The sequence below is a fragment of the Paenibacillus sp. OV219 genome (genome assembly GCF_900110075.1).
Lineage (GTDB): Bacteria > Bacillota > Bacilli > Paenibacillales > Paenibacillaceae > Paenibacillus_Z.
In genome coordinates, this window is record NZ_FOCJ01000015.1 from 44,935 (window position 1) to 59,315 (window position 14,381).

Annotated in this window: 14 protein-coding genes and 1 pseudogene; all 15 read right to left on the reverse strand. The window is 52.1% G+C overall.

Features of this window, described 5'->3' with window-relative positions; all coding sequences use genetic code 11:
• Window positions 1–68: 68 nt before the first annotated feature.
• The 15 genes and pseudogenes from BMY11_RS26435 to rnmV all read right to left on the reverse strand — a co-directional run bounded on the left by BMY11_RS26435 (window position 69) and on the right by rnmV (window position 14,353).
• Window positions 69–1,163, reverse strand: a complete 1,095-nt coding sequence (locus BMY11_RS26435; protein ID WP_090583086.1) for a peptidylprolyl isomerase — start codon at window positions 1,161–1,163, stop codon at window positions 69–71.
• Window positions 1,150–4,677 carry a transcription-repair coupling factor gene (gene mfd, locus BMY11_RS26440; RefSeq protein ID WP_090583088.1) on the reverse strand — a complete coding sequence of 1,176 codons (3,528 nt, stop codon included), beginning with the start codon at window positions 4,675–4,677 and terminating at the stop codon, window positions 1,150–1,152. Before mfd ends, BMY11_RS26435 begins: the two co-directional genes overlap by 14 nt.
• Window positions 4,678–4,936: 259 nt before the next feature.
• Window positions 4,937–5,167 carry an anti-sigma-F factor Fin gene (locus BMY11_RS26445; RefSeq protein ID WP_090583090.1) on the reverse strand — a complete coding sequence of 77 codons (231 nt, stop codon included), beginning with the start codon at window positions 5,165–5,167 and terminating at the stop codon, window positions 4,937–4,939.
• A 55-nt stretch (window positions 5,168–5,222) separates the two neighbouring features.
• Window positions 5,223–5,783, reverse strand: a complete 561-nt coding sequence (pth, locus tag BMY11_RS26450) for an aminoacyl-tRNA hydrolase (RefSeq protein ID WP_090583092.1) — start codon at window positions 5,781–5,783, stop codon at window positions 5,223–5,225.
• 153 nt (window positions 5,784–5,936) lie between these two features.
• Window positions 5,937–6,590, reverse strand: a complete 654-nt coding sequence (locus tag BMY11_RS26455) for a 50S ribosomal protein L25 (protein ID WP_090583094.1) — start codon at window positions 6,588–6,590, stop codon at window positions 5,937–5,939.
• Between the two features lie 91 nt (window positions 6,591–6,681).
• Entirely contained in the window at window positions 6,682–8,082 is a 1,401-nt protein-coding gene (gene glmU / locus BMY11_RS26460) for a bifunctional UDP-N-acetylglucosamine diphosphorylase/glucosamine-1-phosphate N-acetyltransferase GlmU (RefSeq protein ID WP_090583096.1), read from the reverse strand.
• 157 nt (window positions 8,083–8,239) lie between these two features.
• A complete protein-coding gene (spoVG, locus tag BMY11_RS26465) occupies window positions 8,240–8,527 on the reverse strand; it encodes a septation regulator SpoVG (RefSeq protein ID WP_090583098.1) in 288 nt (95 codons plus the stop codon).
• A 139-nt stretch (window positions 8,528–8,666) separates the two neighbouring features.
• Entirely contained in the window at window positions 8,667–9,050 is a 384-nt protein-coding gene (locus tag BMY11_RS26470; RefSeq protein ID WP_090583100.1) for a RidA family protein, read from the reverse strand.
• A 17-nt stretch (window positions 9,051–9,067) separates the two neighbouring features.
• Entirely contained in the window at window positions 9,068–9,904 is an 837-nt protein-coding gene (purR, locus tag BMY11_RS26475) for a pur operon repressor (RefSeq protein WP_090583102.1), read from the reverse strand.
• 83 nt (window positions 9,905–9,987) lie between these two features.
• Window positions 9,988–10,842: a 4-(cytidine 5'-diphospho)-2-C-methyl-D-erythritol kinase gene (gene ispE / locus BMY11_RS26480; RefSeq protein ID WP_090583105.1), complete on the reverse strand. Its 855-nt coding sequence runs from the start codon at window positions 10,840–10,842 to the stop codon at window positions 9,988–9,990.
• A gap of 335 nt (window positions 10,843–11,177) precedes the next feature.
• Window positions 11,178–11,351: pseudogene (locus BMY11_RS26485) on the reverse strand (small, acid-soluble spore protein, alpha/beta type); the annotation flags it as partial.
• Between the two features lie 175 nt (window positions 11,352–11,526).
• Window positions 11,527–11,799, reverse strand: a complete 273-nt coding sequence (gene veg / locus BMY11_RS26490; RefSeq protein ID WP_090583107.1) for a biofilm formation stimulator Veg — start codon at window positions 11,797–11,799, stop codon at window positions 11,527–11,529.
• Between the two features lie 151 nt (window positions 11,800–11,950).
• A complete protein-coding gene (gene yabG, locus BMY11_RS26495) occupies window positions 11,951–12,826 on the reverse strand; it encodes a sporulation peptidase YabG (RefSeq protein ID WP_090583109.1) in 876 nt (291 codons plus the stop codon).
• Window positions 12,827–12,893: 67 nt separating this feature from the next.
• Complete coding sequence (gene rsmA / locus BMY11_RS26500) at window positions 12,894–13,790, reverse strand: 16S rRNA (adenine(1518)-N(6)/adenine(1519)-N(6))-dimethyltransferase RsmA (RefSeq protein WP_090583111.1); 897 nt, start codon at window positions 13,788–13,790, stop codon at window positions 12,894–12,896.
• A complete protein-coding gene (gene rnmV, locus BMY11_RS26505) occupies window positions 13,787–14,353 on the reverse strand; it encodes a ribonuclease M5 (RefSeq protein WP_090583113.1) in 567 nt (188 codons plus the stop codon). The genes rsmA and rnmV overlap by 4 nt, the downstream gene beginning before the upstream one ends.
• Window positions 14,354–14,381: the final 28 nt, after the last annotated feature.

Here is a 14,381-nt window from a genome sequence, read left to right on the forward strand (position 1 = left end):
AGCCCAGCCCTTCATAGCTTAGGCTGAGCTTGTCTTGTTGTTACCGCATCCGTAAGGATTGCTCTTTATTACTTCGTTTCTGTTTTTTTGTCGGCATTTGTATTCGTATTCGTGTTTGCGTCTTTATTCGTATTCGTCGTGCCGCCTGCATTGGAACCGGAGTCAGTCGCCGGCGTTTCAGTCTTCGGCAGATCGATCTTCGTAATTAGTTTCGGCAGCTCGTCCGTCATATATTTGTTCAAGTTTGTGGACGCCAGCGTTGATTTGAGCTGTGCCTTATCATCTGCCGTCAGCTTGTCGAACGCAGTCGGCGTGCGCTTCTCCACCTTCATGACATGGTAGCCGTACTGCGTTTTCACCGGATCGCCGACTTTGCCGATTGGCTGCTTGTTCGCTGCCTCTTTAAATTCCGCTACCCAGCTCTTCGCCGGTTGGTTTTCATACAGGCCGCCGTTATCCTTGGAGCCTTGATCCTCGGAATACTTCTTCGCAAGCGCAGTCCAGTCGCCGCCTGCATCCAGTTGAGCCTTCACTTCTTTTGCAATCTTCAGCGCGTCTGCGTCTTTGCGCTTCTCAGCGCCTGTTGTCAGATCAACGGTGCTAATCAGAATATGGCGAACGCTAACGACATTGTAATCATCCTTCGTTGCGTCATACTGCTTCTTCACTTGGTCATCCGTAACTTTGCTCTCTTGCTCCTTCATGATGGTCGAAATCATCGTGAAGAAGTAACGAATGTCGCTTTCTTTCAAGCCTGCGTCGTCCACTTTCTTCTTCGTCGCTGCGTCAGCATCCACCGACTGCTTCAGCTGCGTATAGAACGTGTCGACATTCTTTTTCTCTTCATCCGTTTGCTTTTTATCGCCCAGTTGCTTGAACAGAATTTTGTACCCGATATATTCACGCAAGAACTGCTCTTGCAGCTGCGGAATGCTTAGATACATCTCCGTCTGCGGCTGTACGACGCCGAAGAACGTGGAGTAGAGCTTAAACTCCTTATCCGTGACGACACCGTCCTTATAGGTTGCAATCGTCTTGCCTTCTCCAGCTCCTGGTACGCCGCCGCTCTCCTCTTTCTTGCCGCAACCCGCCATCAGCGTGATGACGAGAATGCCTGCAAGGACAAGCAGGATCGCTTTTCTCCAATTGTTAGTGCGTAGCATTCTGTAGTTCCCCTTTCGATTGAATGGTGTCTTTATATTGGGTCAAAAACCGTTCCAGCAGTTCAAGCTTCTGCTCCACCTGCAGCCCTCTCCCTCTTAATTGCATAAGCGGATAGGGCTCCTGGCCGGTTGAACGCTTGAATCTGTTCTCTAGCTGCAAGCAAATCATGTCAACCTTCTTGTTATCGAACCGCTGCTTCTCCCGCTCAGCGAATTTCAAGGTGACATCCTCGCTCTTACCGCTAATTTGCTCGATTCCGCATGCAGCACCGAACACTTTAAGACGGGCAACCGACAGCAAATTATCGACAGCCTGCGGCAAATCTCCGAACCGGTCAACAAGCTCTTCGCGCAAATCGTCAACTTCCTCAAGCGTGCGCATTGCGGCTACTTTCTTATAGATCTCTATCTTCTGTATGCTATCGTAAATATAGGAAGACGGCAAGTAGGCATCGATGCTCATGTCGATAACCGTATTCACTTCCTTCACCGGCGCTACTACTTCCCCATCCATGCCGGCTTTGCGCTTCGCGATTTCATCGGCAAGCATTTGCGAGTACAGGTCGAAGCCGACGGACGCAATGAAGCCATGCTGCTCCGCGCCGAGCAGATTGCCTGCGCCGCGAATCGACAAGTCGCGCATCGCAATCTTGAATCCGGAGCCAAGCTCCGTGAACTCCTTGATCGACTGCAGCCGCTTCTCCGCGACCTCAGTCAGCACTTTATCCCGCTGGTATGTGAAATACGCGTAAGCGATCCGGTTCGAGCGACCGACCCGCCCGCGCAGCTGATACAGCTGGGAGAGGCCCATCTTGTCCGCATCATGGACGATGAGTGTATTCACGTTTGGTATGTCGACGCCTGTCTCAATGATGCTCGTGCTGACAAGTACGTCTGACTCCCCGTCCAAGAAGTCCAATATCGTCTTTTCGAGCTCCTGTTCGGACATTTGGCCGTGGCCGACCGCCACGCGCGCATCCGGAACGAGCGCATTAATTTGTTCCGCAATCTGATGGATCCCTTGCACGCGGTTATAGAGATAGTACACTTGACCACCACGCGCCAGCTCGCGCTCAATGGATTCACGCACGAGAGACGTGCTGTATTCAACGACATAGGTCTGTACCGGGAACCGGTTCTCTGGCGGGGTCTCAATGACCGACAGATCGCGCACGCCGAGCATCGACATGTGGAGCGTCCGTGGAATTGGCGTTGCCGTCAGCGTCAGCACGTCGACATTCGTTTTCAGCCGCTTCAGCTTCTCTTTGTGCGATACGCCAAAGCGCTGCTCTTCATCGACAATGAGCAAGCCGAGGTCTTTAAAAATAATATCCTGCGACAGCAAACGATGCGTACCGATGACCACATCGACCGTACCCGCCTTCAGCCCCTTCATCGTTGCGGTCTGATCCTTCTTGGAACGGAACCGACTCAGCACCTGAACGTTGAACGGGAAGCCAGAAAACCGCTCGCGGAACGTCTCATAGTGCTGCTGCGCGAGAATCGTCGTCGGCACCAGAATGGCCACCTGCTTGCCCTCGATAGCCGATTTGAACGCTGCCCGCACCGCAACCTCAGTCTTGCCGTAGCCTACGTCGCCGCAAAGCAGACGGTCCATTGGACGCGCAATCTGCATATCCTGCTTGATCTCGCTGATCGCACGCAGTTGATCATGCGTCTCATCATACGGGAACATCGCTTCAAAATCCTGCTGGTACGTCGTGTCCTGCCCGAACGCAAAGCCTGTGGTCGCCTGACGCTCCGCATAGAGCTTAATGAGCTCGTCAGCAATGTCCTTGACGGATGATTGCGCCTTGCTTTTCACACGTGTCCATTCGCTGCCGCCTAGCTTATACACCTTCGGCTCTTTCTCTTCGGAGCCGACATACTTCTGAATGAGGTCAATCTGTTCAATTGGAACGGACAGCTTATCGCCACCCGCATACAAAATATGCATGTAGTCCTTATGAATCCCGGAGATTTCAAGCGTGCCGATCCCCATATACTTGCCGATACCGTGGTTCTGATGGACGACATAATCGCCAACCTTTAGCTCCGTATAGCTCTTAATCCGCTCCGCATTGTCTATCTTCTTATCGAGGCGGCGCGCCTTGCGCTGCTTCTGCGAGAACATCTCGCCCTCGGTAATCACAATCAGATGAATCGACGGCAGCTCAAAACCACTCTGGAGGTTGCCCTCAATGAGCGTAGGCGGCTCAATGCCGTAATCGTGCAGCACCCTGCGCATCCGATCCATCCGCTCCGCGTTACCGGCGAGCATAATGACTGTCGCGCCTGTTTTGCGCCAGCGCTCCATCTCTGCCTTCAGCACGTTCATTTGTCCGTGGAAGTTCTGCATGGAGCGGCAGACGACATTCAGAATATTCTGCGGTTGCGTATGCGGAATTTGCCGTAAGAATAGCGATAAGAACAGCGTTTGAAACGGTCGGTGGAACAAGACATCATCCGAAGGGCGCGCCAAAGCAAGCGCAGGCAGCGCTTTGCCATGCGTCATCAGATGCGTCGCCCACTCCGCCTCGTCCCGCTCCAGCTGGCGGCCCGTCTCAATGAGACGAGTTGGCTCCTCATAAATCAGCAGCGTGTCCTTCGGCATATAATCGAATAACGTTTGCCGTTCTGGATAAAGCAGCGAAATATATTTATAAATTTCTGGAAAATAATGATGCTCCCGTAGCTTCTCGATTTCCGAGCCGATCTCCGACCGCAGCCGATCCTTCGCTGTCCGGTCCGTCATCTTTGCAAGCTGCTGATCCAGCAGCGATACTGCATGCTCCGCGGCATTCTCGAAGCGGCGCTTATCCGCCATCAGCTCTTGGCACGGCGGCACGCTGTAATGCTGCAGCTTCTCGATTGACCGTTGATCAGTTTGATCGAACGTACGAATGGAGTCGATCTCGTCGTCGAACCATTCAATCCGGTATGGATGCGGAGAGGTTAGCGGGAACAGGTCGACAATTCCGCCCCTGACACTCATTTCCCCTTTGCCCTCCACCTTATCGACACGCTCGTAGCCGAGCTCTACCATTTGCCGTAAGAACGCTTCCAAAGATAGTGTCTCACCGACACGCAGCTCTGCCCGCGCGGAAGCCATCGCACTGCTTAGCGGCAGGTAGCGCCGGACGCCGGAGAACGGCACGACAACAATCCCGCGAAACCCTTGGGACAGCCGGATCAATACATCCATCCGCTGAGCCAACGTTTCCGGGCTCGATATAGCTGCTTCTGCAGCGACTAACTCATTGGCCGGATAGAGCAGCACCTCATCCTCGGACAAGCACTCCACCAAGTCCTCTGCGATCTTCTGCGCCGCGAACATGTTATGCGTGACGACGAGCATCGGGCGATCGAACTCCCGCTTGAGCGCCGCAATCATCACTTGCCTTGATGAGCCTGCGAGCCCCGAAATGAGCTGCTCCTGCATCCCTTTCTTGATCCCGGATACGACAGATCCAAAGTCCGTATCCGCAGCGTAAGCTTCCAGTAATGCTTTCAACTTCAGCGGCACCTCGTTTCATTCACAACAGACCAAATCCCATTTCAGAAATGAACAAGCGTGAAACCCTTTCATTCTGAATGGTCAAGGTGAACCGGCTGTCTCCGCCCTTCTGGCGGAGCAGCGCGTTTCAATCCGGAGACATTATAGAAATTTATACAAGTGAAACTTATAAATTCTATAATGTTAAAAAAAGAAGCCTCAGCCATACGCCAAGGCTCTCTTGTCCATACAATTTCTTTCCCTGCTAGCCCGCCCGCTATTGCAGCGGATTCGATACAAGCAGCAGCTCGGGATTGCTCTCAATCGCCTCGCGACAGTAATCGCAAACGACATTAACCGTAACGTCTCCGTTTGGATTATAGGCTATTATATCGCTGCGCTCTTCGGGGGTCAAGAAATGGAAACCGAGCTGAGTTTCCGATACATGGTCGCTGTTGATCGATCCCATGGCCGATTTACAGTGCCGGCAAACGTAATTTACAGCCATATTTATGCCTCCTGAGTAGTTGTTATACCCTCAGTATGCCCTCATACGGTGAAATTTAACGGTTATATTTGGCCATTGTCCGCTCGAATGAATTCGTCAAACCGAACTCAATCGCATCGCAAGACTCTTCGACCATACTCTTCAGCAGGTCCCCTTCGCTCTTCGCGAAGTTCGCGAGAACATAGTCCGATATGCTCATACCCGGCTGCGGGCGCGATATGCCGAGGCGAATCCGGTTGAAATTCTGCGTGCCGGTATGCTGAATGATAGATTTAATGCCGTTATGACCGCCTGCGCTTCCCTGATAACGAAGACGGATCTTGCCCGTTACTGTATCCAGATCATCATATACAATTATCGCATCCTCGAGTTCGGCTTTGAAATAGTCCATAAAGCCCCTTACCGTCTCCCCCGACAGATTCATATACGTCATCGGTTTAATAAGCGCGACCTTCGTCCCGCCTACGTTGCCTTCACCGATTAATCCTTTACACTTACTCTGCGATACATTGATGCCCCAGCGCTTCGCGAGCGTATCCACGACCATAAACCCCACGTTATGCCGCGTACCTTGATAGGCGGTGCCGGGGTTGCCGAGTCCGACAATCCATTTCATGCTGTACCTTCACTCCTGCTCTACTACTAATATTCATACTGCCTGCGCAGCGAAACCTATTGTCCCTCTATTTTCTACAGAGCCTGTCCGTTTACCTGCGAACGTGCTAATAAAAAAGTAAAAGGGCTGCATCTTGCCCGCAGCCCTTGATCATTATTTTTCGAATCTGACTGCGTGCATTTCTGCTTCATGTGCACGCTGCTCCGCTTCGTGAGCTTCCACAGCTGCGTCGTGCGCTTCCTCAGCCGACAGACCAAGCTGAGGCGCCAGAATCGTCACGATCACATGATCGGCATCCAGCTTCGTCGTTACGCCTTCCGGTAGCTGGAGATCGGAGAGCAACAAGTTTTCGCCAATGCCGAGGCTTGCCACATTCACTTCAATGACCTCTGGAATGCGATCCGGCAAGCAATGAATCTCCAGCTCGTGAAGCATCGGCTGCAGAATACCGCCCTCGCGAACGCCAACTGAATCGCCGATAATTTCAAGCCGTACCGGCGTCTTGATCGATTCGTTCATATTCACTTGATGAAAGTCGACGTGAATGACATGACGTGACAGCGGTTCTCGCTGCACTTCATTCAGCATAACAGGCTGCTTGCCTGCACCGGGGATATCTAGCTCCAGCAAGGAATGCGGGTGCGAGCGTAGCAGTGCTGCCAGCTCCTTCTCATTCACCGATACATTAATCGGCTTGCTCAGCTTCGTTCCATATACGACGCCGGGCACGCTGCCCTGCTGTCTCATCGTTCTCAATTGGCCGCTGGTTGATAACTTCCGTTCTTCAGCACGAAATGGTATTGCCATGTGGAACCCTCCTCGCGAAATAGATTCCATATATTCATACCCATTCCTGCCCTGAAATAAACGAACGAGCCTCTCTTACGCGTCCTTTACCTTATCCTTTGGACTGGCTTTCCTTCCGTGCCTTCGCGCGTCCGCGCAGCTTCTCCGCGTAGCCTGGTTTATTCACCTGGCGCTCGCGTGCAATCGCCACGTCATTCTCCGGTACGTCCTGCGTAATCGTCGAGCCTGCAACCACATAAGCGCCATCGCCGATCTTCACAGGGGCGATTAGGTTCACGTTGCTGCCGACGAACGCACGGTCGCCGATCTCTGTCAGCGACTTGTTATAGCCGTCATAATTGACGGTGATCGCGCCGCAGCCGATGTTAACATCCTTACCGACCTTCGCATCGCCAACGTAGCTCAGATGTGACACCTTCGTACCATCGCCTAGCTCGGCGTTTTTAATTTCAACGAAATCGCCAATCTTCACGCCTGTGCCAAGCTTAGCACCTGGACGTAAATACGCGAAAGGCCCTACCGCGCACTCATCGCCGATGATTGCTTCCGTCGTTACCGACTGCTTCACATTCGCACCATTGCCAACCTTCGTATCCGTCAATTCCGCATGCGGTCCGATGACGCAATCTTCCCCGATTACTGTGCTGCCGCGCAGGACGGAACCTGGGTAGATGATCGTATCCGAGCCGATCACGACATCTGCCTCAATGTAAGTCGCCGCTGGATCTATCACCGTTACACCGTTGATTTGATGCTTCCGGATAATACGGGCACGCATGAGCGCTTCCGCTTCGCCAAGTCCAACGCGGTCATTGACGCCGATACCCTCTGCGTAATCCGGCGTGCAGTATGCACCGACAGTCTCGCCCGCTTCCCGCAGAATCTCCATCACATCTGTCAGGTAGTACTCACCTTGTGCGTTCTGGTTCGTCACCTTCGCCAAAGCTTGGAACAGCTTCTTATTGTCAAAGCAGTACATGCCCGTGTTGATCTCCGTAATTGCCGCTTGTTCCGGCGTGCAATCCTTCTGCTCCACAATGCGCAGCACATTACCCGCTTCGTCGCGGATAATACGGCCTAGGCCCTGCGGATTCGGCACAACAGCCGTCAGCACCGTAGCTGCCGCTTCATTCTTCGTATGGATATCGAGCAGAGACTGGATCGTCCCAGACGTCACGAGCGGCGTATCACCATACAGAATAACCGTCGTACCTGCCTCTTCGCCAAGCAGCGGCTCTGCCATCTGCACCGCATGCCCTGTGCCCAGCTGCTGCGCTTGAAGCACAAACTCCGCGCCATCACCCAAGTAGGATTGGACCGTTTCCGCACCGTGGCCGACAACGACAACCGTCCGCTCGCAGTTTGCGTCCTTCACCGTCTGCAGCACATGCCCGACCATCGGCTTGCCGCATACCGGATGAAGCACTTTATATAGTTTCGATTTCATTCGTTTTCCTTGACCTGCTGCAAGAACAACTGCCATTACTTTCAAAGGAATCCCTCCTATAAATAGGGAGTTCAACTGGAGTTAAACTCTCACTTTAATCCGCCAATTCGATAAATGCTCTACTGAATATAGCGTATTACAAGGCAAAAGAAAAGAGAGCCCCATAAGGGGCTCTCCTCACTTATACTAAGTACTCTCTTCCTTACGCGCCTTCTTCAATTACTACTTCTTCTTCCGTTGCAGCACGCTCGTATTCAGCGAGTACGGCAGCTTGAATCTTCTCCCGCGTCGTCGAAGAAATCGGGTGTGCGATATCGCGGAATTCTCCATCAGGAGTACGCTTGCTTGGCATTGCCACAAACATTCCATTGTTTCCGTCTATCACGCGAATATCGTGAACGACGAATTCATTGTCAATGGTAATTGAGGCGATTGCCTTCATCCGACCTTCGGAATTTACTCGGCGGAGTCTAACATCGGTAATTTGCATCTGTGTTCACCACCTTTATCTATCTAAGACTTGGTGTAGTACTTCCACATTCCAATGCAAAATCCTTCACAAGTTTGGAAAATAAATGATAAGTTTAAAAGTTTTTTTAAAGAAAAAATATAATCCCCGACGATTCGACTTATATTGATACGATTAGCTCGATTTCGACAAGGACATCCTTGGGAAGCCGCGCCACCTCTACAGTTGAACGAGCGGGCTTATGATCGCCAAAGTACGAAGCATAGATGCTGTTCAGCGCAGCGAACTGATTCATATCTTTAATGAACACAGTTGCCTTCACAACATCTGCGAATGTAGCGCCCGCTTCCGCGAGCACAGCTTCCAGGTTGCGGAACACTTGATGCGCCTGTTCCTCGATGCCGCCCTCAACGAGCACGCCTTCCGCCGTCAGCGGAATTTGACCGGATGTGAATAACAAATTGCCAAGCTTCATCGCTTGGGAGTAAGGACCGATCGCAGCTGGCGCTTTATCGGTTGCAATCATTTGCGGCTGTGCTTTCATGTGCAAGAAATCCTCCTCTAGTTTACGTTGCCTGTAAAATAGTTACCCGGTACAACTGTCGTATGCTTCGACTTCATATCAACCGCCGTCAACTTCGCGAGCGACACATAGTCTTCGAACAGTCGTTCTTCGCCCTCAAGCTCGCCGGACTCGACGAAGACGCCGACTCCCGCTACCTTCGCGTTGAATTCATAGAGCAGATCCATCATGCCTTGAATCGTTCCGCCTGCTTTCATGAAATCATCAATAATAAGCACGCGTGCATGCTCCTTCAGCGCGCGACGCGTAAGTGACATCGTCTGAATCCGTTTATTTGATCCGGAGACGTAGTTAATGCTCACAGCGGAGCCTTCGGTTACCTTGTTATCCCGACGTACGATGACGACCGGCAAGTTCATGCAAGCCGCCGTAGCGTAAGCAAGCGGAATACCCTTCGTCTCAACGGTCATAATAACATCAATATCGAGATGGGCAAAAGCAGTTGCAAACATCCGTCCAACATCCGACAGCAAGCCAGGTTGTCCAAGCATATCGGTCATGTATAAATACCCGCCTGCGAGCACTCGTTCCGGCTGCTCCAGCTTCCTGCAGATACTATTCATTATGGTGAGCGCCTCTGCGTCGCTCATCTTCGGAATATACTTCACACCGCCTGCCGCGCCTGCCAACGTATGCAGCTCACCCAGTCCCTCTTCCTCGAACACTTCTTTAATAATCGCCAAATCTTCGCTAATCGATGACTTGGCAGACTGGTAGCGATCAGCAAATGCTGTTAGAGAAATTAACGTATGGGGGCGAGTAAGTAGGTATTGCGTCATTTCTACTAACCTTGCACTTCGTTTCAACTTCCTCAAAGCGTACTCCCCCTTGCTAAACCCGAATATTATAATGACAATATAACATTTTCATACGGATTTAATCAAGACACACGTCTGCTTCATGTCAGCATTCTTACCACGTATACTTCTTTGCAGAAACCGCGCAGTCCATTATAGATTCGCGAAACCTTCGCTTCCTTGCTCACAAGGCCGAATACAGTCGGACCGCTGCCCGACATGAGAACACCATCCGCACCGAGACGATGCATAATCTCCTTCATCTGCAGCACCTCCGGATGAAGCTGAAGCGTTACCGTTTCAAGCACATTGCCGAGATAGGTGCATATGCCTGCGAACGAGCCGCTCGATATCGCCGACAGCATGTCGGACGTCGAAGGGTGCTGCTTCAGTTCATTCGCGCGCAGCTTGCCGTATACATCTGCCGTCGATACGTTAATCGGCGGTTTCGCTAGAATGACCCAGCATTGGGGTGGATTGCTGATCCGCTCGAGCTTCTCCCCCCTCCCACGGGCAATCGCCGTGCCGCCCGTCACACAGAACGGCACATCGGATCCAAGCTCTGCGCCAAGTTCACACAGCTCCTCCTCCGAGATGCCAAGCCCCCACAAGCGGTTCAGCCCACGCAGCGTCGCCGCCGCATCACTGCTTCCACCGGCGAGGCCTGCTGCAACCGGTATCTTCTTGTCCAAATGGATATAGACGCCCTTACGGACGTTATAGCGGTCTTTAATGAGTCTTGCGGCTTGGAACGCCAAGTTCTTCTCATCTAGCGGTATGTATCCGGCCTGACTCGATATGATGATCGTGTCTCGCGGCAGCTCCTCCATCTCGAGGCGATCCGCCAGGTCGACCATCGTCATGATCATCTCCACCTCGTGGAAGCCATCCTCGCGCTTACGCTTGACGTCCAGCAGGAGGTTGATCTTCGCCGGTGCTTTCTCATAAATTTTCATATATGCTCACCCGTTCATTATCGTTAGAAAACTTATACATCTTTATATTTTAACAAAAGGTCATAAGAAAAGCTAAGATGCGTTTTTACGCTCATCTTAGCTTCATGGTGAATGGCTTATTAATGCGGATAGTGGTTCGCTTGCTGCTGAGCGGCCTGCACGGCTTGATGCATATAGGCTGGAACCGTTACGCGGCTAGCGACTGATTGCCTGCTGGAAGATGCGGCATACGATTGCTGTTCTGGCGGCATATACGTCGTTCTGCCAGTCTGCTGTTGCTGAGCGGCAGCGTTGTAAGCTCCCGGTTGCTGTTGCTGTTGTTGCGCCGCCTGGTACTGCTTCGCCACGGTCTGCTCGGCGAGCTGAATGGCGCGCTTCACCATATTGCCAGCATCCTTCGCTTTTATCGCCCCCCAGCCTTCCTTCTGGACGGTGTCATAGAAGCCCAGCTCCTTAGCCAGCGCATTCTTCATTTCCTCACTCATCATACTGCGGTTTCTGCGGGACACTACTCGTCGCCTCCTAGTTCTCGGATCGTACCGTTAGTATGTGTTCCAGCCGGACTTTCTCATACAGCTATATGACCATAAAAAAAGTGCAGATGCTGCCAATTGGGAGCAAGCCTGCTCTCACTAGCATCATCTGCACATGTACTGCAATTGCAATTTGTTTTTTAGCTGCAATTCACTGTATATACGTAATGCGAACTTGACCATCATCGCTATCGACCGTCACTTCAACGGACTCCGTCAAAATATCAGCGTAGCTGTAGGAAACACGCTTAAATGCATGTTGATCCTGATCAAGCCTGACAATAAATACAGAAGGGTAGATTTCTTCTAACACACCGGTCCGTTCAATAGTCTTTCGACGACCACCGTTTGCACGAAGACGTATTTTGGATCCGACATGGGTTTCCAAACTGCGTTTGATCTCCAATAGCGCATTTTTTGCCATTGTGCACTACCACCTCTTTCCTTGTCCATTATAACCAAAAGGAGGTGGTTTGTCAAAAAATAATAATTATAACAGCGGTCTTCATATCATGTCAACAATTATTAAGATTGTTTTAGGAACTCATGTATATTTTATTAGGAGCTCTGCCATATTATACGGTTGGCTTCACGCCGACAAGCGCCTTCGGCTTTGGCATGCCAACTCGAAATTTGCCAAGTGTCTCGATGCCTCCAACGCCGTCAATGCCGCTGATCGTGCCATGAATGACGTCCGACAGGTTAATTGTCTCCCTGATGGACGTGTAGCTTGCTTTTATAGCGACGTAGACCGGGTCGAGCGCATGAATGAGCACGCGGCCAGGGGAGCTAGCAAAGTTCGAGCCAGACTGCAGCAGCGCCTCATAATGAGACTGGCAGGCGCCAGCGATTACGATGAGATTGTCTCTGCTCTTCTCATACTGGCGCGCGATGCGCACGGCGTCGACAAAGTTCTGCGAGTTCTTGTAGCTGGAGAGGTTGTGCAACTCATCGCGATTGCTTGTTTTGAGCACGCCATCATGGCCTGTAATGACGATAATATCCGGCTTGATTTGCGGAAGCAGGCGGTATACGACATCGGCCATTTGCGACTCATGCACAAAGACACCATAAGCAGGCACCTTCATTTGCGTATACAACTGCATGCTCTTCTTCATATAATTGCTGTCCCCATCTAGATGAAGGACTTTTCCTGGCACCTCAAAATAAGAGTGGTTCTCACTCTGCGCACGCGCAAGTTCACGCGCAAGCGCCTGCTGCTCACGCTGCTCCTGTATCCGCAGGGTAGACTCGCTTGCTTTTATGCGGGCCTGCCTGGCGGCGCCTGACGATTCCGGGTCGCTGACTACCGATAAATCGACAATAGGCGCGTCTGCAAGCAGACGATAGTCAGTTCCCTTCAAAATGGCCGTTTCTTCTAACGTTGTCGCAACACGAAAAAGGACGTCCCCGCCATAGGATTTGCGGACGACCAGGTCCCCTTGCTTCATGGGCAAATCACCTCTTCGTCTATCCTATGGGGAGACGCCCCTGATGGTGCGCTTCCGAATATGATTTTTAGCCCGTGAAGCCCGCCGCTAACAGCGCCTTGCTGAGCACTGCGAACTCCGCAAGCGACAGTGTCTCGCCACGGCGTGTAGGGTCTATTCCGCAGCTTGTCAGCAGCGGCCCGAGCTGCTCGCGGTTTTCCTTGCCCACGAGTGCGGTCAGATTGTTCATCAGCGTCTTGCGGCGCTGCGCGAAGCTCGCCTGCACCGTGCGGAAGAAATGATCTTCGTCCTCCACCTCGACGGCTGGCTCCTTACGCAGCGACAGCTTAATAACAGCCGAATCGACGTTCGGCTGCGGAATAAACACCGTATGCGGCACGATGCAGACGAGCTCAGGCACGCAGTAGTACTGCACCGCTACGCTGAGGCTGCCGTACTCCTTACCGCCTGGCTTCGCTGCCATCCGCTGCGCTACTTCCTTCTGAATCATGACAACAATATTCTCGAGTGGCAGCTTCTCTTCCAGCAGCTTCATTAGAATTGGTGTCGTTACATAGTATGGCAAATTCGCCACGACGCTGACGCCGGACAGCCCTGCGAATTGCTTCTCCATCAGCTCAGGCAAGTCCATCTTCAATACATCGCCGTGCTCGACATGCACGTTCGGCGTATCTAAGAATACATCCTGCAGAATCGGGATAAGCCGGTTATCGATCTCAATTGCCGTTACGCGTCCCGCTTCCTGCGCAAGCTGCTGCGTAAGTGCACCGATGCCTGGTCCGATTTCAAGTGCGCCTTTCGTCTCATCCAGCTCAGCTGCACCGACAATTTTACGCAAAATATTTTGATCGATCAGAAAGTTCTGACCGAGGCTCTTCTTAAATGTAAACCCGTACTTATTGATGATGTCCTTCGTCCGCTTCGGCGAAGCGACATCGACGTTCGTTCTTATTCCCTCTGTCATGGCTGGTCTCCTTCATTAGACTGCTCCATCGTTGTAAGTGCCTGATCGAACTCCTGACGCGTAATTCGGAACGTCTGGCAGCGCTTGAGGAACTGCTTTCCGTTCGCATAGCCGAGTCCAAGCAAATTGCCCATCGTAAGCCTCCGCTCCGATGCCTGCGGATGTACAAGCAGCCCTGCACGCATTAGATCTTCCATCGTCACTTCCGCCAACGAGCCGCTTCCTTCTACCGCTTCCGTTCGCAGGTTCGCCAGCGCGCGCCGAATCGCTTCAGGCGAAGCATTCTCAACGCCAATATCGCCCTTATAGAGCGCCTCCTCCTGCGGGAGGAACGCATGCTTGCAGCCAGGCACATGCCGCGCGACGATTTTGCGGATCCGCTCACCAGCATGGTCGGGATCCGTGAAGATAATGACGCCGCGACGCTCCATCGCCAGCTTCACGCGCTTCAGCACCGCATCACCGATCGCTGAGCCGCCTGTCTCTATCGTCTCTGCCTCTACGGCACGTTTTATCGCGACTGTGTCGTCTTTTCCTTCTACGACAATGATTTCTTTAATCATGGACGTTCATTCACTCCATTCAGACGAA